General features: G+C 66.5%; 16 protein-coding genes and 1 riboswitch. Of the genes, 7 read left to right on the top strand and 9 right to left on the bottom strand.

Features of this window, described 5'->3' with window-relative positions:
• From EJO71_RS26020 to EJO71_RS26005, 4 genes are all read left to right on the top strand, one after another.
• Positions 1-505: PilW family protein (locus EJO71_RS26020; RefSeq protein ID WP_206169048.1), on the top strand; the 505-nt coding region annotated here is incomplete at its 5' end.
• Positions 502-1,185: a PilX N-terminal domain-containing pilus assembly protein gene (locus EJO71_RS26015; protein WP_125951272.1), complete on the top strand. Its 684-nt coding sequence runs from the start codon at positions 502-504 to the stop codon at positions 1,183-1,185. The genes EJO71_RS26020 and EJO71_RS26015, both read left to right, overlap by 4 nt.
• Before the next feature lie 20 nt (positions 1,186-1,205).
• Positions 1,206-4,331, top strand: a complete 3,126-nt coding sequence (locus EJO71_RS26010; RefSeq protein ID WP_125951273.1) for a PilC/PilY family type IV pilus protein — start codon at positions 1,206-1,208, stop codon at positions 4,329-4,331.
• Between the two features lie 20 nt (positions 4,332-4,351).
• Positions 4,352-4,822 (top strand): type IV pilin protein, encoded by a 471-nt coding sequence (locus EJO71_RS26005; protein ID WP_125951274.1) that lies wholly within the window; start codon positions 4,352-4,354, stop codon positions 4,820-4,822.
• Between the two features lie 18 nt (positions 4,823-4,840).
• Here the strand turns inward: EJO71_RS26005 and nrdR are convergent, their stop codons facing one another.
• The 3 genes from nrdR to EJO71_RS25990 form a co-directional block, all read right to left on the bottom strand.
• Positions 4,841-5,284 (bottom strand): transcriptional regulator NrdR, encoded by a 444-nt coding sequence (nrdR, locus tag EJO71_RS26000; protein WP_007836918.1) that lies wholly within the window; start codon positions 5,282-5,284, stop codon positions 4,841-4,843.
• Positions 5,285-5,311: 27 nt separating this feature from the next.
• Positions 5,312-6,556 carry a serine hydroxymethyltransferase gene (gene glyA, locus EJO71_RS25995; RefSeq protein ID WP_125951275.1) on the bottom strand — a complete coding sequence of 415 codons (1,245 nt, stop codon included), beginning with the start codon at positions 6,554-6,556 and terminating at the stop codon, positions 5,312-5,314.
• Between the two features lie 41 nt (positions 6,557-6,597).
• Positions 6,598-6,723: riboswitch (ZMP/ZTP riboswitch) on the bottom strand.
• Positions 6,724-6,753: 30 nt separating this feature from the next.
• Positions 6,754-7,608, bottom strand: a complete 855-nt coding sequence (locus tag EJO71_RS25990; protein ID WP_125951276.1) for a lytic transglycosylase domain-containing protein — start codon at positions 7,606-7,608, stop codon at positions 6,754-6,756.
• 666 nt (positions 7,609-8,274) lie between these two features.
• Here EJO71_RS25990 and EJO71_RS25985 point away from each other — a divergent pair.
• Both EJO71_RS25985 and EJO71_RS25980 read left to right on the top strand, forming a co-directional pair.
• Complete coding sequence (locus EJO71_RS25985) at positions 8,275-12,099, top strand: DUF748 domain-containing protein (RefSeq protein WP_125951277.1); 3,825 nt, start codon at positions 8,275-8,277, stop codon at positions 12,097-12,099.
• Between the two features lie 211 nt (positions 12,100-12,310).
• Positions 12,311-15,082 carry a DUF349 domain-containing protein gene (locus tag EJO71_RS25980; RefSeq protein WP_125951278.1) on the top strand — a complete coding sequence of 924 codons (2,772 nt, stop codon included), beginning with the start codon at positions 12,311-12,313 and terminating at the stop codon, positions 15,080-15,082.
• 80 nt (positions 15,083-15,162) lie between these two features.
• On the opposite strand, the gene EJO71_RS25975 is transcribed toward EJO71_RS25980, so the two are convergent.
• The 6 genes from EJO71_RS25975 to EJO71_RS25950 all read right to left on the bottom strand — a co-directional run bounded on the left by EJO71_RS25975 (position 15,163) and on the right by EJO71_RS25950 (position 19,274).
• Positions 15,163-15,759 carry a hypothetical protein gene (locus EJO71_RS25975; protein WP_125951279.1) on the bottom strand — a complete coding sequence of 199 codons (597 nt, stop codon included), beginning with the start codon at positions 15,757-15,759 and terminating at the stop codon, positions 15,163-15,165.
• A gap of 93 nt (positions 15,760-15,852) precedes the next feature.
• Entirely contained in the window at positions 15,853-16,644 is a 792-nt protein-coding gene (locus tag EJO71_RS25970) for a M90 family metallopeptidase (RefSeq protein ID WP_125951280.1), read from the bottom strand.
• Between the two features lie 17 nt (positions 16,645-16,661).
• Complete coding sequence (locus tag EJO71_RS25965) at positions 16,662-17,438, bottom strand: UDP-2,3-diacylglucosamine diphosphatase (protein ID WP_125951281.1); 777 nt, start codon at positions 17,436-17,438, stop codon at positions 16,662-16,664.
• 34 nt (positions 17,439-17,472) lie between these two features.
• Positions 17,473-17,985: a peptidylprolyl isomerase gene (locus EJO71_RS25960; protein WP_125951282.1), complete on the bottom strand. Its 513-nt coding sequence runs from the start codon at positions 17,983-17,985 to the stop codon at positions 17,473-17,475.
• A 24-nt stretch (positions 17,986-18,009) separates the two neighbouring features.
• Positions 18,010-18,603, bottom strand: coding sequence for a peptidylprolyl isomerase (locus EJO71_RS25955; protein WP_125951283.1), 594 nt, complete (start codon positions 18,601-18,603; stop codon positions 18,010-18,012).
• An 80-nt stretch (positions 18,604-18,683) separates the two neighbouring features.
• A complete protein-coding gene (locus EJO71_RS25950) occupies positions 18,684-19,274 on the bottom strand; it encodes a tetratricopeptide repeat protein (RefSeq protein WP_125951284.1) in 591 nt (196 codons plus the stop codon).
• Positions 19,275-19,478: 204 nt separating this feature from the next.
• On the opposite strand from EJO71_RS25950, the gene cysS reads away from it, so the two are divergent.
• On the top strand, positions 19,479-20,855 hold the full coding sequence (gene cysS, locus EJO71_RS25945; protein WP_125951285.1) for a cysteine--tRNA ligase: 1,377 nt from the start codon (positions 19,479-19,481) through the stop codon (positions 20,853-20,855).
• Positions 20,856-20,868 lie beyond the last annotated feature (13 nt).

Raw genomic sequence — 20,868 nt, 5'->3', positions numbered from 1 at the left:
GGAGGAGTCGTCCGACAGTTCGGCGAACGACAGGCTGAAGGTCGGCTACGCGCCGAATCCCGATTACTTCAAAGACTGCCTGGGTCAGGGCGCCACTAGCGCGACGGGCGATGCGTACGATCGGGAACGCCCGGCCGTGTCGGACAACGTACGGCTGATCACCAGCGAGTTTTCGGTGGTGAACAGTGTCTTGAAATGCAAGGGAAGCGGCAATGCCATACCGCAGCCGATCGTCGATGGCGTCGAGCGCTTCGACATCATGTACGGCGTCGGCGCCTCGGCCGGAAGCGAACAGGTGGTGCGCTATGTGACGGCCGATGACGTCGCAAATTTCAAGCAGGTTCGCACGGTGCGTGTCTGCCTGCAGCTCGCGGGCAGTTCCAGGAGCAACCCGGGCGGCGGCTATACCGACTGCGACGGAGCGTCGCAGACCAGCAGCGACGGCAGGCTGCGACGCGTCTACACGGCCGTGTTCGCGCTGCGAAACAACCTGGGCGCGCTATGAAGCTCTTCCTTAGTCTTCGCGCGCCCCAGGCACAGCACGGGTTTTCGCTTTTCATCGTGATGATCATGCTGCTGCTCTCGGCGCTACTGGTTGTGGGCGGCGCGCGGATGGCCCAACTGCTCGAATCGGTGGCGGGCAACCAGCGCGAATACCAGCGCGCCTTCGAGGCCGCCGAAGCCGCGCTGCTGGATGCGGAGCGCGACATCCGGCAACTGGCCTTTGCCAGCGCAACTCAGACCTACGTGGCGTGTTCGACGCTTCCGGCGTCGCGCTGCCGCAAGGCTGACGATGGCCGCGTCTTCCCCGACCGGGACACGGGTTGGGTGACTGCCTATATGAACGACGGCGCCAACAGCTGCGAGCGAGGCATCTGCTACTTCGCCGAGGACGGCTCGGTGGCAGCTGCATCCGGCAGCGAGGCCTACCGGTTCTGGACCCGCGATTCGTACGTGAACAAACATGTGTCGTACGGGCGGTTCACTGGCGCGCCCACCGCCGGCAATCCGGCATTGGATGGCGCCAGGTACTGGATCGAGGTCATCGACCGCAAGAACAGCAAATACCCGCTGTACCGGATCACCGCATTCGCCACAGGTGCCCGCAGCGCGGGCACCGCGGGCGGCACGCGGGTCGAGTTGCAGATGTCCTTCGATCCGGACCCGGTCACCAAAGTGAATTGAGCATTGCGAGAGGGAGGGGTATGAACATCGAGAAGTTTTCGAGGAACGCCGCAGTGTGCGGCCTGATGCTGGCGCAGACCGTCGGCCAAGCTGCGCAGTATTCGCTGGCGCAAGCCCCGCGCAGCACTGCGGCCAGGGAGCCGGCGCCGAACGTGATCGTGTCGGCCGACAACACGGACCGCATGGCCGTAGGGGATGACATTGGGGCCTTGAAGGCCGCACTCAGGGGGGGCTTTTCCGAGGCCAACATTCCCAATGACCGGGTCCGCCTTGCCTGGCAGGCGCTGGAGCAGGGGGCGTCCGACCGAAACTGCGCTGCATTCTTGAGCAGCAGATTCCCGTGCCTGATCGGCGGTCGTGTCAACGCGAACCTGATGCGCTCGCTGGATAGCACGCACCGCGCCAACTTCATGACCTGGTTGGACATCCTGCAACTTTCTGGCAGAGGGGCCGCAGACCAAATGATGATCCGCGCCGGCGATTACATGAAGACCACTGGCCGGTACAGCCCCTATTCGGACGACCCGGGGGTGGAGGAGGCCACGCAGTCGGGCTGCCGCAGGTCTTTCCATATCCTCTTGACGGACGGGTTCGGGATGATCCGCAGATCGCCGGGCTTCGGAAACGAAGACGGAACGCGCCGCGTCCTGCCCGATTCCGTGATTTATGAGCCGCGAGCTCCTTACAGGGATAACTTCGGAGACGCACTGAATGGGACGCTGGCTGACTTGGCCTTTCACTATTGGGCCACTGATCTGCAGCCGGGCATGCCGAACAAATTGAGGACGCTTGTCGCTGAAGCTGGTGATGTAACGGTTGGGGCGACAACGGTCCCCGAGTACTGGAATCCCAAGAACAATCCGGCTACCTGGCAGCATCTGACGACCTACACCATCGGACTCAATACAGTGTCATGGGAAGGGCGACCGTATATTTCGGCGACCGCAGTGCAGCCCGCCTACAGCGGAGATTATTCTGGGCTGGTCGACGGCTCGATCTCTTGGCCCTATCACAACCGGATCGACCTCTGGCATACCGCACTCAGCAGCCGCGGCACGTTCATACCAGCTTCGAACGCCCAGGCACTTCGCGACGCCATCAAATCCATCCTCGACAGGATCCTGACCGACACCAGCCCCCGGCAGACCTCCATCTCGGCAAGCACTTCAAGGCTGTCGACAGGCACGATCGTCTATCAGTCGGGCTACGACCCGTCGAACTGGTCGGGGGTGCTGACTGCCACGAAGTTCGACACCAACGGCAAGCTGGCGAGCAAGCCCGAGTGGTCCGCGGGCGACCTGCTGGATGCGCGCATGGCGAAGGCGGGGGCGCACGTCAGCGATCGCAAGGTGCTCAGCTTCTCGGGCACCACTGTGGCAACGACCACCAGCACGGCGACCGTCGGCTCTGGCGTGCCGTTCAGGTGGGACCGTCTGAGCGACGCGCAAAAGGCGGCGCTCAAGGGAAGCACTGCCACCGACGCCAAGAGCACAGCGTTTGGCCGGGCTGTGCTCGACTTCCTGCGCGGCGACCGCAGCAACGAGGACACCGGCCTGGGTTTGCGCAAGCGCAGCCACGTGCTCGGCGACATCGTGGGTTCCAGTGTCTGGTACACGGGTCAGCCCAGGAGCGGCTTCACCAGCGACGCTTACGCCACGTTCGCCTCGACGGCCCGCACGCCGATGGTCTACGCAGGCGCCAACGACGGCATGCTGCATGCCTTCAACGCGGGAACTGGCAGGGAAGAGTTCGCCTATGTGCCCGAAGGCCTCTACGGCACGGCGGCCGCGCCCAATCTCAAGCGGCTCAGCGAGGGCGCCTACTCGCACAGGTATTACGTCGACGGGAGCGCCTTCGTTGCCGACATCTACATGGGCGCGGCAGCCACCGCCAAGACCACCAACGCCGAGAAGGCGGCGGGGTGGAAGTCTTTCCTCGTGGGCACGCTGGGAGCGGGCGGCAAGGGCTACTTCGTGCTCGACGTCACCAAGCCCGAGAACATCTACGAGTCCAGGGCTGCCAGCGTGGCGCTGATCGACACGACCGCGCTCTCCGACCGCGACCTGGGCCACCAGTTCCAGCAACCCGCGCTCGACTCTTTCTCCAGGCGTGCGGTGCAGGTGGCGCCGCTGAACAACGGGCGCAAGGCCGTGATCCTGGGCAACGGCTACAACAGCACGAGCGAGAAGGCCGTGCTGTGGATCCAGTATCTCGACGATGACAAGTCGGTCCTCAAGATCCCCGCTCCCGCCACACAGGACGCTGGCACCGGCAATGGGCTGTCTGCCCCGCGGGTGGTGGACCGCGACGGCGACGGCAAGGTCGACTACGCCTATGCCGGCGACCTGCGCGGCAACCTGTGGAGGTTCGACCTGAGTGATACCGACAGCCGCAAGTGGAAGGCCACCATGGGCTCGGGCGCCACCCCATCGAGCCTCGACAACGTGCCGCTGTTCGCGGCTGGTGCCACCCAGCCGATCACGGCAGCGCCGGTGGTCGTAGGCCATCCGCGCGGCGGCTACATGGTGGTGTTCGGCACGGGGCGGCTGTTTGCCTCTGGTGATGACGGCACTACCGCCGGCCAGTACCTGTATGGTGTTCGGGACCCGGCCAACGGCGATGCGGGCACTGCGGCACTGACCGACCTGGTGGCGCAGACCATTGGAGTCGCCACCGTCGAGGAAGACGGTGGCGAGTTCCGCACCGTCTCGGCCAGCGACGTGAGCTACAGCGGTTCGGACGCCAAGCGTGGCTGGTCCCTTCAACTGCCGACCGCCGGGGAGCGCATCGTCTACCCAGGCGATGCGCTCAGCAGCAGTGCAGGCTTGTTCTCGACCACCATTCCTGGCACCGGTAGCAATTCAGCTGATTGCACCGCCGGCACCGGCGATGACGGCTGGTCGATGGTGATCGACTTCTTCAGCGGCTCCGCTCCCGACGGCATTGCCTACAACGCGTCCGCCACGGCGGGCAGCTATCTGGGCTTCCGAAACCGTTCGGGCAAGGACGACATCGCCTTCGAGCCGCAAGACCGGGCAAAGGGCAAGGACGTGATCTGCAATGCGGCAGGCGACTGCAACACGCCGAAGCGGCCGGATGTCGTCCGCCGCTTCGGCTGGCGAAATCTGATGTCGTCGTCGAACTGACGATGCAACCGAGGCAAGTCATGAAGAACAAGCAATCCAGGGCGCAAGGCCGTGAGCAGATTCGCTCGCGCGGCTTCACGCTGATCGAACTCATGATCGTGACGGTGGTGATCGGCATCCTCGCCGCCATCGCCTACCCGAGCTATACGCGCTATGTGCTGCGGGCCAAGCGAGCCGACGCGAAGCAGCAGTTGCTGCAGGCGGCGCAGTGGACCGAGCGCTACCTGACCGCCAACGGCAGATATCCGCCCGACAACGTCGCGTTGCCGGCCGGGCTGCGCCAGGCTCCATCGTCCGGTACGGCGAACTACGCCATCAGTTATGTCGCAAGAACTGCAACTGCAACTACCTACACACTGAGAGCCGTTCCGGAGGGTGCGTCGAGCAACGACGAGTGCGGAACGCTCACGGTGAACCAGCAGGGCGTGAAGCTGGCTGCCGGCAGTACCAACGCCTCGGATGCGCTGGTGCAGCTCTGCTGGAATCGTTGAGGCGCCGGTTGCCGGGGCTCAGATGTCCCGCAGCAACTGCCGGAATTCGTCAACGTCCTCGAAGCTGCGGTACACCGAGGCAAAGCGCACATAGGCGACCTTGTCGAGCTTCTTGAGTTCGCGCATGACGAGCTCGCCCACCTTGGTCGAGTCGATTTCGCGCAGGCCGCTGGCCAGCAGCTTCTGCTCGATGCGCAGCAGTGCGTTGTCGATCTGTTCGATGCTCACCGGCCGCTTGCGCAGCGCCAGCATCATCGAGGCGCGCACCTTGGTCGAATCGAAGTCGGCGCGGCTACCGTCCTTCTTCACGACCACCGGGAAATTGACGTCGGGCCGCTCGTAGGTGGTGAAGCGCTTGTCGCAGGCGCTGCACTGGCGGCGCCTGCGGACGAAGTCGGCGTCTTCCGAAACGCGGGTCTCGACGACCTGCGTTTCAAGATGGCCGCAAAAAGGGCATTTCATGCGGCCGGGTCTTCTTCTTTTCGGAGATCAGCGGTAGACAGGGAAGCGGCTCGTCAGGGCGTGGACCTTGGCGCGCACGGCTTCGATGTTCGCCGCGTCGCGCGGGTTCTCGAGCACGTCGGCGACCAGGTTCGCGGTGATGCGGGCCTCTTCGTCCTTGAAGCCGCGGGTGGTCATGGCGGGGGTGCCGATGCGCACGCCGCTGGTGACCATCGGCTTTTCGGGGTCGTTGGGGATCGCGTTCTTGTTGATCGTCATGTGGGCGCTGCCCAGCACGGCTTCGGCTTCCTTGCCGGTGATGCCCTTGGCGCGCAGGTCGACCAGCATCACGTGGCTTTCGGTGCGTCCGCTCACGATGCGCAGGCCGCGCTGGGTGAGGGTCTCGGCCACGATCTGTGCGTTCTTGACCACCTGTTGCTGGTAGGCCTTGAACTCGGGAGACATGGCTTCCTTGAACGCGACGGCCTTGGCGGCGATCACGTGCATCAGCGGGCCGCCTTGCAGGCCCGGGAAGATCGCGCTGTTGATGGCCTTCTCGTGCTGCGACTTCATCAGGATGATGCCGCCGCGCGGGCCGCGCAGGCTCTTGTGGGTGGTCGAGGTGACGATGTCGGCGTGCGGCACCGGGTTGGGATACACGCCAGCGGCCACGAGGCCGGCGTAGTGGGCGATGTCGACCATGAAGATCGCGCCGACGTCCTTGGCCACCTTGGCGAAGCGCTCGAAGTCGATGCGCAGCGAGTAGGCCGAAGCGCCCGCGATGATCAGCTTGGGCATGTGCTCATGCGCCTTGCGCTCCATCGCGTCGTAGTCGATGGCTTCGTTGGCGTCCAGGCCGTAGCTCACGACGTTGAACCACTTGCCGCTCATGTTCAGCGGCATGCCGTGGGTCAGGTGGCCGCCTTCGGCCAGGCTCATGCCCATGATGGTGTCGCCGGGCTTCAGGAAGGCGAGCATCACGGCTTCGTTGGCCGATGCGCCGCAATGCGGCTGCACGTTGGCGGCGTCGGCGCCGAAGATCTGCTTGACGCGGTCGATGGCGAGTTGCTCGGCCACGTCGACGTGCTCGCAGCCACCGTAGTAGCGCTTGCCCGGGTAGCCTTCGGCGTACTTGTTGGTGAGCTGCGAGCCCTGGGCGGCCATGACGGCCGGCGAGGCGTAGTTCTCGCTGGCGATCAGCTCGATGTGATGTTCCTGGCGTGCGTTCTCGGCTTGAATCGCAGCCCAGATTTCGGGGTCGGTCTGTTCGACCAGAATGTTGCGTTGGTACATGGCAGTCCTTTGAAGACGAGGTCCTTGTTCTTCAACCAAACAAGGGCTGCCCAGGCGAACGGCTGAACGCCTGTTGTGGTCAGGCGGCACGCTTCCCAGTGGTATTCCACGTCAGCGCGTGGCACCTTGTTAGGGTGCTGCGCCTATCGCCAGTCGCGTACGGGGCCGAGTGTAGCTCACACCCGGCCGGAACGACTTTAGGAAACAGAGGAAAGCAGGGCGACCTTTGCGGGCTGTTCCGTGCTTTCTTCAGCCTTGATCGGAGCCGGCGTTGGCGTCACGTTGGGAATCGGCTGTGCGCGAACGGTGGTCCGGGGCGATTGCACCGACGGCGCACGGCCGTTGGCGACCTGCAGCAGGCGCTCATGCTCGGCCATCACCTTGCCGGCATAGCCGCCGTCGTCTTCCAGGTTGGCCGCGCCCACGTAGTAGCGCAGGCCGCCTTCGAGCGAGCCGGCGCGTGCAATGCATTCCTGCAGCACCTTCACGCCGACGCGCATGTTGGTCACCGGGTCGAAGGCGGTGAGCGTGCCGCCCGCGCTTTCGTACTTGTCGCCGTGCACGCGGGTCATGACCTGCATCAGGCCCTGGGCGCCGACGTGGCTCTGGGCAAAGGGATTGAAGCTTGATTCCACGGCCATGATGGCCAGGATCAGCGTCGGGTCGAGCTTGGTGCGCTTGCCGATGTTGTACGCCTCGGCGACGAGCACGCTCAGCGGCTCGGGCGCCACGCTGTACTTCTTGCTCAGCCAGTAGGCCACGGCCGCCTGCTGCTTGGGCAGGTCGGCGGGGCTCGCGGCCGTGGTGCGCTCGATGGCGGTCGGCTCGAGGTCGGTGGCTTCGGGCGCGGGCTTGCGCGACTGCAGCCAGCCCATCAGTTGCTCCTCGCCGGTCTTGCGCAGGTCGGGCCGCGCCACCAGGGCGAGGGCCGCGAACACGATGGCCAGACCGACCAGTGCAAACCCGTTGTGGGTAATTTCAAAAAAGCCGTCTGCCACGTCGGACACGAAGGTCCTCAGCCCTCGGGCCGTGGCATCAAACGCCTTGTTCATCGCTCTTCCTTTCTGTGCGGCACCCGTGTCGCAACGCCATGGAAGGCGATGGATGAAGGCAACGGCGCTTGGATTGGTACGAATCAGGCTCCGCGCATGGAGTGAAGGGGGTTAGGAGCGCGGCGGCCTGATCAAGCCGGGGGAATTCGGCAGCGGATTCAGGTGGCCCCTCTGCGTCGGGCAGTCAGGGCAGCGCGGATTCTAGCGTGGCTAAATACCCGGTCAAGCATAAGAATTTGTTTTCTTATGCTAATAGTTGTTTTAAAAAATGGTTCCCAAGAGGCATTTCGGTTTACGGGAAACCCCTTTGTAAAACGCGTTTGCAATCGGAGGGTGCGACGCCTAATCTGGACGGGCCTGGCTTTTCAGGCGTTCTTCCAAGGCCCGGCAACCCGAGGTGCAAGTCAAGGGTTCAGCGGTTGAGGAGCCACGGTGGCAATCTCTTGCTGCCAGCACGGCGGGAACCATTGACTTCCGGTCGCGCGAATCGATGGCATGGGTTTTGTGCCCGCCATCAAGCCCGGTGACGAGACATTCCGTCGACTCACCGGGCTTTCTTCATCTGGGAGACCCCGTGAAGCCCGTTCTCCGGTATTTCTTCCGGGACGGGGCTTGCGTCCTTTCTGCGTACGTAGCGTTGGCGCATGTTTGCGGCACACTCCAGCGATGGACGTAGCTTCGATCAAACAGAACAAATGGGTGCGGCGTGGGATCGTCGCTTTGCTGGTGTTGTTGGCTTTCTGGGTGATCGCCTGGCTCGCGGTGCCGCCGATCGCCAAGAGCCAGATCCAGAAGATCGCGAGCGAAAAGCTCGGGCGGCAGGTAACGGTTGGCAAGATCGACTTCAAGCCGTGGACGCTCGAGCTCACTCTGACCGACCTGCGCATTGCCACCGCCGACGGCAGCAAGTCGCAGGTGGCCGTCAACCGCATCTATGCAGATGCCGAACTGCAATCGATCGTGCGCCTCGCGCCGGTGATCGACGCGGTCACCATCGACGGCCCCGCCATCCTGCTGACGCACCTGGCCGACGGCAAGTACGACATCGACGACATCCTGGCCAAGCTCTCGGCCGGCCCGCCGCCCGACCCGAACGCGAAGCCCGCGCGCTTTGCCATCTACAACATCGCGATCAATGGCGGTTCCGTCGATTTCGACGACCAGACCGTCAAGCGCAAGCACGAGTTGCGCGACTTCGTGCTCAAGGTACCGTTCCTGAGCAACCTCGATTCCAAGCGCGACATCAACACCGAGCCCAAGCTCGCGTTCGCCCTCAACGGCAGCAAGTTCGACTCGGCGGCCTTCACCACGCCCTTCGCCGACAGCCGCAAGACCGACGCCCACGTGCAGTTCAAGGGGCTCGATCTCGTTCCGTACCTCGGCTACATCCCCGGCGGCCTGCCGGTGAAGCTGCAGGCGGGCAGCCTCGATGCCGACCTGAAGATCGGCTTCGAGCAGGGCGCGACCACCGGCCTGAAGATCACCGGCACGGTCGAGGCCCACACCACCAAAGTGTCCGATGCGCGCGGCCGCGACCTGCTGGCCTTCGAGTCGCTCAAGCTGGCGCTGGCCGACGTGCGTCCGCTGGAGTCGGTGTTCCACCTGAGCGAAATCGCGCTGGCCAGCCCGCAGCTGACGGTGGCGCGCGACGCGGCCGGCAAGCTCAACCTGCTGGCCACCGATCCGGCCACCGGCGCCACCGAGAAGGCCGCGCCGCTGCCCGCCGCTGCTGCAAGCGCGCCGGCCGGCCAGCCGGCGCCAAAGCCGGCGCTGAAGGTGCAGGTCGACAAACTGGCCCTGAGCGGCGGCCGCATCGGCTGGCGCGACGAAACCGTCAATCCCGCCGCGGCCGTGGATGTGACCAACCTTGGCATCGACGTCGCGGGCGTCACCTGGCCGATGGAGAAGCCGGCCGAGTTCAACGGCAGCACGGCCGTCGCCGGCGCCTCGCTCAAGTTCAAGGGCACCGCCACGGACAAGGTGGCCGACGTCCAGGCCGAGGTCGATGCGCTGCCTCTGTCGCTGGCCGCCCCTTATCTTGCACAGAGCCTGGAGCCCACGCTCGACGGCAAGCTCAGCGGCCAGATCGACATCGCCTGGGCCCAGCCCGACCTGAAGTTCAAGGCGCGCCGCCTGTCCGCCGACGGGCTTGCGCTGACCCAGGCCAAGACCGCGCTGGCCAGCGTCGGGCGCTTCGAGCTGGTCGACGCCGAGGTCGACATGACGAAGCACACGCTGAACGTGGCCTCTTTCACCGCGACCAATCCCAAGGTGCGTGTGGAGCGCGACAGCGAGAAGCGCTGGATGTTCGAGCGCTGGCTCAAGACGCCGGCCGGCGGCGGCACGAAGGAGGTCGAGGCCAAGGTCGCGGCCCCCAAGCCCGCGGCCGCCGAAACGCCGCAACCCGGTGCCAACACCAAGCCCTGGGCGCTGACCATCGGCACGCTGGCGGTCGACAACGGCGCGCTTTCCTATTCGGACAAGGCCAGCGCGACGCCGGTGACGGTGGAAGTCACGGCCTTCAAGCTGCACGCCCAGAAGATCGCGCCTGAAACCAATACGACATCGCCGCTGGAGGTCTCGGGCCGCATCGGCTCCGGGCGCTCCGACCCGGGCCGCTTCGACTACAAGGGCAACGTCGTGCTCAAGCCGCTCGCGGCCGAGGGCCGGCTGGAGGTGGTGTCGTTCCCGGCGCACACCTTCAAGGCCTACTACGCGGACGCGCTCAACGTCGACATCCGCCGTGCCTTCGCGAGCTATCGCGGCACGGTGCGCTACGCGACCTCGCCCGCGGGCATGAGCGTCAAGCTGGCCGGCGACACCGCGCTCGACGACTTCCGCGCCAACAGCGTCTCGCTGACCCAGTCGCCCGGCTTCGACCGCAGCAACAACCAGCTGCTGAGCTGGAAGACGCTGAGCCTGCGCGGCCTGCAGGTCAGCATGGCACCCAATGCGCCGCCGAACGTGGACGTGCGCGAAACCACGCTGACCGACTTCTTCGCCCGCGTGATCGTCGATCCCACCGGCCGACTGAACCTGCTGAGCCTGACCAAGAAGGGCGAGGCCGAGGCGAACGCCGCCGCGGCGGCGGCCGGCGAGGCCAGCACCCGCAAGGGGCCGGGCGGAACCACCACGACCACCACGGCGAAGGCCCCGGCGCCGAAGCCCGCCGGTCGCGCGATGTCGGCGGAAGAGATGGTCGGCGGGGCGCCCGAGCCCGCCAAGCCAGCGGCAACGACAGTCGCCGCGGCGCCCGCACCGGCCGCTGCCGATGCGGGGCTGGCGCCGGTCATCAACTTCGGCCCGATGAGCCTGGTCAACGGCAAGATCGACTTCACCGACCTGTTCGTCAAGCCCAACTACTCGGCTGACCTCAGCGAGCTGACCGGCAAGCTCAGCTCGTTCTCGTCGAATCCGCCCAAGGGCGAGAGCGGTCGGCCCGCGCTGGCCGACCTCGAGCTGCGCGGCAAGGCCCAGCAGACCGCCGCGCTGGAAATCACCGGCAAGCTCAATCCGCTGGCCAAGCCGCTCGAGCTCGACATCACCGCCAAGATGCGCGACCTCGACCTGGCGCCGCTGTCGCCGTACTCGGTGCGCTACGCTGGCCATGGCATCGAGCGCGGCAAGATGAGCATGGACGTCAACTACAAGGTCGCGCCCGACGGCCAGCTCACGGCCACCAACAAGCTGGTGCTCAACCAGCTGCAGTTCGGCGACGAGGTGGCGGGTTCCACCAACAGCTTGCCGGTGAAGCTGGCCGTGGCGCTGCTGGCCGACCGCAACGGCGTGATCGACGTCGACCTGCCGCTCAGCGGTTCGCTCAACGACCCGCAGTTCAGCGTCGGCCCGCTGATCTGGAAGGCCGTGGTCAACCTGATCGTCAAGGCCGTGACGGCGCCGTTCAGCCTGCTCACCGGCGGCCTGGGCGGCGGCAGCGGCGAATCGAGCGCCATCACCTTCGAGCCCGGCAGCTCCGACCTGAGTGCCGCCGCGAAGGAAAGCCTGGACAAGGTCGCCAAGGCGCTGACCGACCGGCCCACGCTGCAGATGACGGTGATCGGCACTTCCAGCCTCGACAAGGAGCGCGACGCCTACCAGCGCCAGCGCGTGCGTCAGCTCACCTATGCCGAGAAGCGCCGCGTCGCGGTGCGCGGCGGCCAGACCGGCACCGAAGTGCCGCCCGTCACCGACGCCGAATACCCCGACCTGCTGACGGCCGTGTACAAGCGCGCCGACATCACCAAGCCGCGCAACCTCGTCGGCCTGGCGAAGGACCTGCCGGTGCCGGACATGGAAAAGCTGCTGTTCGCCAGCGTGCCGGTCGACGAGGAGTCGATGCGCCAGCTTGCCGTCGAGCGCGGCGCGGCCGTGCGCGACTACCTGCTGGCGAAGAAGCTGCCGAGCGAGCGGCTCTTCCTGGGCGCGGTGCGCACCAGCGCCAGCGGCAGCGACTGGAAGCCGGGCGCCGAGCTCAGCCTGACCATGAAGTGACCGGGCGGGACGCGGTGATCCAGTCCCGGGACTTGGTTTTTTTCCACGGCTTGCTATATATGTAGTCCGTCAATCTCCTTGCCCACGACCCTGCGTGCGCCTCCGTTTCATGACGGAATTCAATGGCCGGCCGCAAGTGGGTGAAAATGTCGATGTGCGCCGGCCTTTGCCGGCGCCTTCGCTTTCCCTACCAAGACAACGATTTCGCGCAGTGACCTCTACTTCTTCCAAGCCACACGACATTCAGGCCCTCGACACGCTCACCGGCGGCGCCTTCACCGCGCCGACTTCCGGCGAGCGCGCTGCGCGCATCCGCGATTGGCTCGCGGGCAACCCCGCGCCCGAGCAGATGCAGGAAGTCTTCAAGGAGCTGAGCGGTCGTGACAAGGGCGCCGCGCGCCTGCTGCGCGAAAAGCTCGACGAACTCAAGCGAGCCAAGGGACAGGAGGCAATTGCCGCCGAATGGGCTCAGAAGGCCGAAGTGCTGCTGGCCCAGTCCAAGCTCAACATCGCCGATGCGCTCGCCTGGCAGCGCGACGCCGCCAAGGCGGGGGCGCCGCTGTCGCGCGAGCCGCTGGCCGGCCTGAAGCTCAAGCTCTCCGAGCGTGTCAAGGGCATCGAAGACCTGCAGCACCGCGCGCAGGTGCACCGCGAAGCAGCCGTGCTGTTGGCACAGCGCTTCGAAGTGCTGTCCACCAAGGGCTGGCAGGACGCCCAGGTCGCCGAGGAATCGCTGCGCGCCGACGTGACCCACTGGCAGCAGCAGGCCGCCGAGATCACGGCCGACGCCAACTGGAGCAGCCTCGACGCCAAGTTCGCGCCGCAGCTCGAATCTTCGAAGTCGCAGCTGCTGGTGGTGTCCGACGCGTTCCACAGCGCGCTGGCCCAGGCTGTAGCCGCCGCCGCGGATGCCGCGGCACCGCTGCCGCCCGTGCTCGTGTGGGCCGATGAATTGCGCGCCGCTCGCGGCGAAGTGGTGGCGCCCAAGCCCGCCGCTCCCGCCCGTCCCGCTGCGCCCAAGGTCGACCCGGCCGTGCGCGCCGCCGCCCAGGACGCCGTGCAGGCTGCGCTGGCCAAGCTGGAACAGGAAACCGCAGAAGGCCATGGCAAGGCCAGTGCCGGCGCTGCCGCCGCGCTGCGCGCAGTACTCAAGGAGCATGGCAAGCTGGTCGAAGCACCGCTCGAAGCCCGCGTGCACGCCGCGCTGGTGGCTGCCGGCGAGCTCGAAGGCTGGCAGCGCTGGAGCGCCGACAAGGTTCGTGAGGACCTCGTCGCCAAGGCCGAAGGCCTGCTCAAGCGCCCCGAAGGCCAGGCGCTCGGTGGCCGCAAGATGCAGGAAACGCTGCGCTCCCTGCGCGACCAGTGGAAGCAGGCCGACCAGGGCGGCGTGCCGAACCATGCGCTCTGGAAGCGTTTCGACGAAGCCTGCAACGAAGCCCACAAGGTGGTCGAGGCCTGGCTCGAGAAGGTTCGTGCCGATGCTGCCGAGCATCGCGCGCTGCGCGTCGCGCTGATCGAGGAGGTCAAGGCCTGGGCGGCGGAGCACGCCGGCGCCGCCGATCTGAAGGCGCACAACCGCGCGCTGCATCAGTTCGCCGACCGCTGGCGCGATGCCGGCCATGTGGGTGAGAAGGTGTTCGCCGAATTGCAGCCGCTGTGGAACGAAGCTTTCGGCGCTGCCCGCGCACCGTTCGAGACGGCGCAGAAGGCCAGCGTCGAACGCCGCCAGGCCATGATCGCCGAGGCGACCGAGCTCGGCGCCCAACCGGTGCTGCGCATCGACGCCGTCAAGGCGCTGCAGCAGCGCTGGCAGGCCGAGGCGCAGGGCGTGCCGCTCGACCGCCGCCATGAACAGAAGCTGTGGGACGCGTTCCGCGCGCCCATCGATGAAGCCTTCAATCGCAAGACTGCCGAGCGCGAGAAGGCATCGGCCGCAATGAACGAGCACGACCGCAATGTGCTCGAGGCGTCCAAGGCGCTCGACGCGGCCAATGCCGCCGGCGATGCGCAGAAGATCCGTGCGGCCATTGCCGGCCTCGAAGCCGCGTTGCGCGGCGAGGTGCCGCCGCCCGCTCCGAAGGCGGAGCAGCAGCCTGCCGCCGAGTCCGGCGAGAGTGCTGCCCAGGTTCCTGGTGAGGGCGATGCGGAAGCATCGGCCGCCAGCGATCAGGCCGAGGCCGCAACGGAAGCTGCACCGACCGAAGGCAATGCCGATGCCGAAGTTGCCGCCGAGGCACCAGCCGCAGCCCCGAAGCCCGCGCCCAAGCCCGTCGTGGCCATGCGCGGCGACGACCGCCCCAGCAGCAAGAAGGCTGCCGAGACGGCGCCACCGGCCCGTGGTGCTGGTGGCCGTTTCGGCGACCGGCGCGACGGCGGTCGGCCGGGCGCGGGCGGCCCGGGCCGCTCGGGCGATCGCGGTGCTCCGCGTCCGGATGGCCGCGGCGATCGTGGCGGTGACCGTGGTGCGCCGGGCGGCCGCTTCGGCGACCGTCCGCCGCGCTTCGAAGATCGCGGCCCACGACTGGGCGACGCGGCTTTCCGCGCACAGCGCGAAGCGCTCGAGCGTGCCGACATGGCGCTGCGCAAGCTCGCTGCGCAGGCGCATGGCGAGGCCCTGACCCAGGTGCTGGGCGCATGGGAGCAGCGCGATGCCAGTCGCCTGCCGAGCATCCAGGAGCTGGGTCGCGCGGTCACGCCCGCGGTGCGCAGCGGCTGGTCGCAAGCCATCGGCGCCGCGCCGACGGCCGCCGCGAACGATGCCGCCGAAGCGCTGCTGCGCCTCGAGATGGCCGCCGAGGTGCCGACGCCCGCGGAGCAGCTCGATGCGCGCCGCGCCTTGCAACTCAAGCTGCTGACGAAGCGTGGCGACCCGGCGCCGGCACAGACCTGGGGCCAGGACGCGGGCAAGGTGCTGGCCGCGGCGCACGATGCCGCCAGCGCGCGACGCCTGCAGAACGCGCTGAAGGCGTTGCTGCGCAAGTAAGAGAACAAGCCTGTGGCCACGAAAAAGGCGCCCCGCGGGGCGCCTTTTTCATTGGCGCGTCGGCGCCAAGGCAAGGTCTGTCAGACCTTTTCGCCGATGGCCGGTGTTTGCACGGCCGCCGCATGCTCGGCGATGTAGCCATTGCGGATCTTGCGCCGCGCGAAGAGCCCGCCGATGCCCAGCAGCAGGGCGATGGCGCCGACGATCAGCGTGCCCTTGTCGGTGGCGCTCGACGCAGCGGCCTTGTCCTTCACTTCCATGATCTTCTGCACATCGGCCAGCGACACCACGGGCTTGCCCTTGAGCTTCACCTCGTAGACGAGGTTGTTGTCCGATGGATCGACGCGCACGTCGACGGCTTCGTCGATCAGCGGTTCGAGCTTGCTGCGGCCGACCGCATAGTCGACGCGCCATTTCTCCGTGCTGCCGTCGGCCAGCTTGGCGTCGAGAACGAAGTAGCGGCGGGTGGAGCTGCCGCCGCGGCGCCGCTTGGTGGTTTCCGTGACTTCGCTGCCGCCGACGACTGTGCCGCTCTTGGCGACCAGGTCCTCGACGGCGGCGCCGTGCGTGTCCGCGCCCGCCTTGAACTGTGCGTACGCTGCCCAGCCCAGGATGCCGATGCCGAACACCAGCGCAATCCACGCCTTGCCCGTGAGTTGATAGAACCAGTCCCTCATGTTGTTTACCTTTTTGGTGAGTTGATAACCCATCGATGGTAAGGGTTGTGCTGCTATCGAATGGATAGCTGTCAACCGAGAGTGGGCGAGGGCTCAGGGCCTTTTAGGAAGAAAGAATTCATCGAAAATCGCGAGCACGCCGGGGAAGTCGCGGGCGAAGTTCGGGCGGTTCACGAAATAGGCCTCACAGGCTACCGCGAAGAACTCGCTGATCGACGTGGCGCCATAGGCGTCGAGCCACGGTTGCTCGGTGCCGAAGCGCTCCGCCTTGATGGTCTGCTCGCGGAAATCGTCGTAGGCGGGCTGCAGCACGGCCATCCAGGCCGCACGGGACGCGCGCGAACTGCGCTGGCCCGCAAAGCCGGGCGGCAGGGGCGGGCAACCGTTGGCATTGCCGCTGCGCATGTCGATCTTGTGGGCGAACTCGTGGATCACGACGTTGTAGCCGCGCTCGCTGGTGATGCTGCTGGCCAGCACGTCGTCCCAGCTCAGCATGACTGGGCCGCGCTCCATGGCTTCACCGGCGACGACTTCGCCGTATTCGTGCACCACCTGTGCTTCGTCGATCACCTTGCGCCGCGCCACCACCTCGGAGCGGTGCACGACGATGCCGACGAAATCGTCGTACCAGTTCAGCCCGCCCTTGAGGTGCAGCACCGGCAGAACGGCCTGCGCCGCGATGGCCAGCGCCACTTCGTTGGTGATGGTGAAGCCCTTGGCGCCGTGGAATTCCTTGTCGCGCAGGAATTCGGCCGTCAGCGTTCGCAGGCGCTGGCGGTCGGAGTCCGGCAATGCGCCCAGGAAGGCGTAACGCCTGAGCGTGGCCTGCCAGGCGGCCTCGGGGATCGGGGGCAGGGCGCGCAGGCGGCGCAGCCACTTGAACATCGTTGGTGGCGGCGCGGCTAGCGCAGGTCGACGCGCTGCGCGCCGGCGGTGGACAGGCACAGCAGCTGTGCGCGCGGCGGATGCGCGGCCGCATCCCAGTCGCTCAGCACGACGCGGCGCAGGCCATTGCCCAGGTCGTGATCGGCCGGGCGGTGCGTGTGGCCGTGTACCAGCGCGCGGGCGTTCGCCTGCAGCAGCCAGTCGCGCGCCGCGGCGGTGTCGACATCGGCCCAGACCATCGACGGATTGCGTTTGCGGTCTTCGCTCTGCACGCGCATGGAGCGCGCGAGCGCGCGGCGTTCCTCCAGCGGCCGTGCCAGGAACGCGGCCTGCCACTCGGGCGTGCGCACCTGCGCGCGGAACTTGAGGTATTCGGTGTCCTCGAGGCAGAGGATGTCGCCATGGCTCAGCAGCCAGCGCTGGCCGTGCAGCACCAGCACCGTCGGGTCGTCGAGCAGCGTGAGGCCGCATTGCGCGGCGAACGCGGGGCCGACGAGGAAGTCCCGGTTGCCGTGCATGAAGAACACCGGCAGGCGCTGCGCGGTGCGGCGCAGCAGTTCGGCGCATTGCGCCTCGAAGCCGGGCTGCGTCGCGGAATCGTCGCCCACCCACACCTCGAAGAGGTCGCCGAGGATGATCAGCGCGTCCGCCGGCGTGGTCTGCAGATAGCCCTGCCAGGCCTCGAAGGTGGCGGGCTCGCCGGCCTGCAGGTGCAGGTCGGAAATCAGGTCGACCGTGCGCCACGCGGGTGGCGCCACCAGCTCCTGAAAAGCCTGGCTCGCCACGTTGTTCATGCTGCTGATGATGCCGCGTTGCGCCGGTTGCCGGTCATTCGGCGGTGACGACGGCCTTTTCGATCACGACGTCTTCGAGCGGCACGTCGTCATGGAAGCCCTTGCGGCCCGTCTTCACGGCCTTGATCTTGTCGACCACCTCGGTGCCGCCGACGACCTTGCCGAACACGGCGTAGCCCCAGCCCTGCGCCGACGGCGCGGTGTGGTTCAGGAAGCCGTTGTCGGCCACGTTGATGAAGAACTGCGCGGTGGCCGAGTGGGGCGCGCTGGTGCGGGCCATGGCCACGGTGTAGTTGTCGTTCTTCAGGCCGTTGTTGGCTTCGTTCTGGATCTCGGCGTCGGTGGGCTTCTGCTTCATGCCGGGCTCGAAACCGCCGCCTTGCACCATGAAGCCCGGGATCACGCGGTGGAACACCGTGTTGTCGTAGTGGCCCTTCTTCACGTACGCGACGAAGTTCTCGACCGACTTCGGGGCCTTGGCGGCGTCGAGTTCGAGCGTGATCACGCCGAGGTTCTTGATGTGCAGTTCGACTTGGGGGTTGCTCATGAGAGGACTCCTACTTGAAAGGGATTACTTCGCCAGCAGCGTGGCGGACTTGATGGTGACGGCCTCGAGCGGCACGTTCTGCATGCCGCCCTTGTTGCCGGTGGCCACCGCGCGGATCTTGTCGACCACGTCGGTGCCGGCGACGACCTTGCCGAACACGGTGTAGCCGTAGCCGTCGGGGTTGGGCGCGTTGAGCGAGTCGTTGTTCTTCACGTTGATGAAGAACTGCGAGGTCGCGGAATTCGGATTGCCGGTGCGGGCCATGGCGATCGTGTACTTGTCGTTCTTCAGGCCGTTGCCCGCTTCCAGCGGAATGGGCGCGCGCGTGGACTTCTGCTGCAGGTCGGCCGTGAAGCCGCCGCCCTGGATCATGAAGCCGTCGATCACGCGGTGGAAGACCGTGCCGTCGTAGTGCTTGTCCTTGACGTATTGCAGGAAGTTCTCGACCGTCTTGGGCGCCTTGGCCTCGTCGAGCTCGACCACGATGTCGCCGGCCGAGGTGGCGAGCTTGACGCGCGGCGTTGCCGATTGCGCGTGGCCGGTGGCGGCGAACGCGAAAGCGGCGGCCAGCACGAGAGCGCCGCGGCGGCTGAGGCGGGAGAGGGCGTTGATCGTCAAATGAAGCTCCGTTTGCGGATGAGGGAATGGTGCCGCGCGGTGGGCGTCGTTGCGGTGCCCGAAGCGGCGGCGACTTGCTCTTACTTGCTGGTGCGGCCGACCGGCTTGCGGATGACCACCGGGGCCGCGGGCAGGGCGGCGGCTTCGGCCTCGGTCTTCGAGCTGAAGATCTGGCGGATCAGCGCGAGCTTGGGCGCGACGCTGGCGTTGGTGCTCGCGAACTGCTGGGCACGCACGTATTCCTGGGCCGCGAGGCGGGCGTACACGTCGCCGAGGTTCTCGTGCGCCGTGGCGTAGTTCGGGTTGAGCTTGAGGGCCTGCTCGAGGGCGGCGCGCGCCTGGTCGAACTTGCTTTGCGACGCATACAGCGCGGCCAGGTTGTTGTAGGGCTCGGAGAGCTCGGGGAAGTCTTGCGTGAGTTGCGTGAAGGCGATGATGGCCTCGGCCTGCTTGTTCTGCTCGGTGAGGATCACGCCGCGCAGGAAGCGCATCTGCGGATCGCGCGGCTTGCCGGCGATGTAGGTGTCGGCCTTGGCGAGCGCCTCGTTCGATTTGCCCTGGCGCAGCAGCGCGTTCACGTCGTCGTATTCGTTCGCATGGGCCGCGGAGCCCCACAGGCTGAACAGCAGGGCGAAGGCAATGGAGAGTCTGGAGAAGGCGGCGTGCTTCATGAAGCCTCGACGGAAATGGGGGGAGATGCAGGCTTGCGGGCTTGGGGAACACCCGGACGCTGCGCGGTGGCAGCCGTTTATACTTGGTTTCATTGTAGCCGAGGGGCCATGTCCAACCTCTCGCGACCACAGCCCCCGTCACCCCTGAAAAACACCGTCTTTCGCCCGTGCCGCACGCGCGCGAAATGACGTTTTCCGAATCTCATGAGTCTGCGCATCTACAACACGCTATCGCGTGAATTGGAGGAATTCTCCCCATTGCAACCGGGACAGGTGCGCATGTACGTCTGCGGCATGACGGTCTACGACCTCTGCCATATCGGCCACGCCCGCATGATGATGGCGTTCGACGTCGTGCAGCGCTGGCTGCGCGCGAGCGACTACGCCGTGACCTACGTGCGCAACATCACCGACATCGACGACAAGATCATCGCCCGCTCCGTGCAGCGCGGCATCACCATCCGCGAGCTGACCGACGAGGTGATCGCGGCCATGCACGAGGACATCGGCGCACTCGGCATCGAGCCGCCCACCATCGAGCCGCGCGCCACCGAATACGTGCCGCAGATGCTCGGCATCATCGAGAAGCTCGAGCAGAAGGGCCTGGCCTACCGCTCGGACAACGGCGACGTGAACTACGCGGTGCGCAAGTTCCCGGGCTACGGCAAGCTGTCGGGCAAGTCGCTCGACGAACTGCATGCGGGCGAGCGCGTCGCCGTGCTCGACGGCAAGCAGGATCCGCTCGACTTCGTGCTCTGGAAGGCCGCCAAGCCGACCGAGCCCGCCGACGCCAAGTGGGAGAGTGCTTACGGCACAGGCCGGCCGGGCTGGCACATCGAGTGCTCGGCCATGAGCTGCGCCACCCTGGGCGAGACCTTCGACATCCACGGCGGCGGCGCCGATCTGCAGTTTCCGCACCACGAGAACGAAATCGCCCAGAGCGAAGGCGCCAACGGCAAGCCGCTGTCGCGCTTCTGGGTGCACAACGGCTTCGTGCGCGTGGACAACGAGAAGATGTCCAAGAGCCTGGGCAACTTCTTCACCATCCGCGAGGTGCTGCAGAAGTACGACGCCGAGAGCCTGCGTTTCTTCCTGGTGCGCACGCACTACCGCAGCGCGCTCAACTACAGCGACGCGCATCTGGACGACGCCCGCAATTCGTTGAGGCGCCTGTACACGGCGCTCGATCTGGTCGCGCCGGCCGAAGTGTCGATCGACTGGGCACAGCCTCATGCCGCGCGCTTCAAGGCCGCCATGGACGAAGACTTCGGCACGCCCGAGGCCATTGCCGTGCTGTTCGAGCTGGCCGGCGAGGTCAACCGCACCAAGTCCGCCGAGACAGCCGGCTTGCTGAAGGCACTGGCCGGTTCGCTGGGCCTGCTGCAGGGCGACCCGCGAGCTTTCCTGCAGGCGGGCAGCACGCTCGACGAAGCCACCATCCAGGGCAGGATCGACGCGCGCGCCGCCGCCAAGGCCGCGAAGAATTTCGCCGAAGCCGATCGCATCCGCCAGGAACTCCTCGAGCAGGGCATCGTGCTCAAGGATTCGCCCACGGGCACGACCTGGGCGGCTGCGCAGTGAACGGAACGACGAA

The sequence above is a fragment of the Variovorax sp. 679 genome (assembly GCF_003952185.1).
Taxonomy (GTDB): domain Bacteria; phylum Pseudomonadota; class Gammaproteobacteria; order Burkholderiales; family Burkholderiaceae_C; genus Variovorax.
Note: the sequence above shows the minus strand (reverse complement) of the source record. Positions and strands in the feature narration are given on the sequence as shown.

Coding starts and splice junctions, on each gene's coding strand:
- EJO71_RS26015 (WP_125951272.1), top strand. CDS start 502: ATGAAGCTCTTCCTTAGTCTTCGCGCGCCCCAGGCACAGCACGGGTTT.
- EJO71_RS26010 (WP_125951273.1), top strand. CDS start 1,206: ATGAACATCGAGAAGTTTTCGAGGAACGCCGCAGTGTGCGGCCTGATG.
- EJO71_RS26005 (WP_125951274.1), top strand. CDS start 4,352: ATGAAGAACAAGCAATCCAGGGCGCAAGGCCGTGAGCAGATTCGCTCG.
- nrdR (WP_007836918.1), bottom strand. CDS start 5,284: ATGAAATGCCCTTTTTGCGGCCATCTTGAAACGCAGGTCGTCGAGACC.
- glyA (WP_125951275.1), bottom strand. CDS start 6,556: ATGTACCAACGCAACATTCTGGTCGAACAGACCGACCCCGAAATCTGG.
- EJO71_RS25990 (WP_125951276.1), bottom strand. CDS start 7,608: ATGAACAAGGCGTTTGATGCCACGGCCCGAGGGCTGAGGACCTTCGTG.
- EJO71_RS25985 (WP_125951277.1), top strand. CDS start 8,275: ATGGACGTAGCTTCGATCAAACAGAACAAATGGGTGCGGCGTGGGATC.
- EJO71_RS25975 (WP_125951279.1), bottom strand. CDS start 15,759: ATGAGGGACTGGTTCTATCAACTCACGGGCAAGGCGTGGATTGCGCTG.
- EJO71_RS25970 (WP_125951280.1), bottom strand. CDS start 16,644: ATGTTCAAGTGGCTGCGCCGCCTGCGCGCCCTGCCCCCGATCCCCGAG.
- EJO71_RS25965 (WP_125951281.1), bottom strand. CDS start 17,438: ATGAACAACGTGGCGAGCCAGGCTTTTCAGGAGCTGGTGGCGCCACCC.
- EJO71_RS25960 (WP_125951282.1), bottom strand. CDS start 17,985: ATGAGCAACCCCCAAGTCGAACTGCACATCAAGAACCTCGGCGTGATC.
- EJO71_RS25950 (WP_125951284.1), bottom strand. CDS start 19,274: ATGAAGCACGCCGCCTTCTCCAGACTCTCCATTGCCTTCGCCCTGCTG.
- cysS (WP_125951285.1), top strand. CDS start 19,479: ATGAGTCTGCGCATCTACAACACGCTATCGCGTGAATTGGAGGAATTC.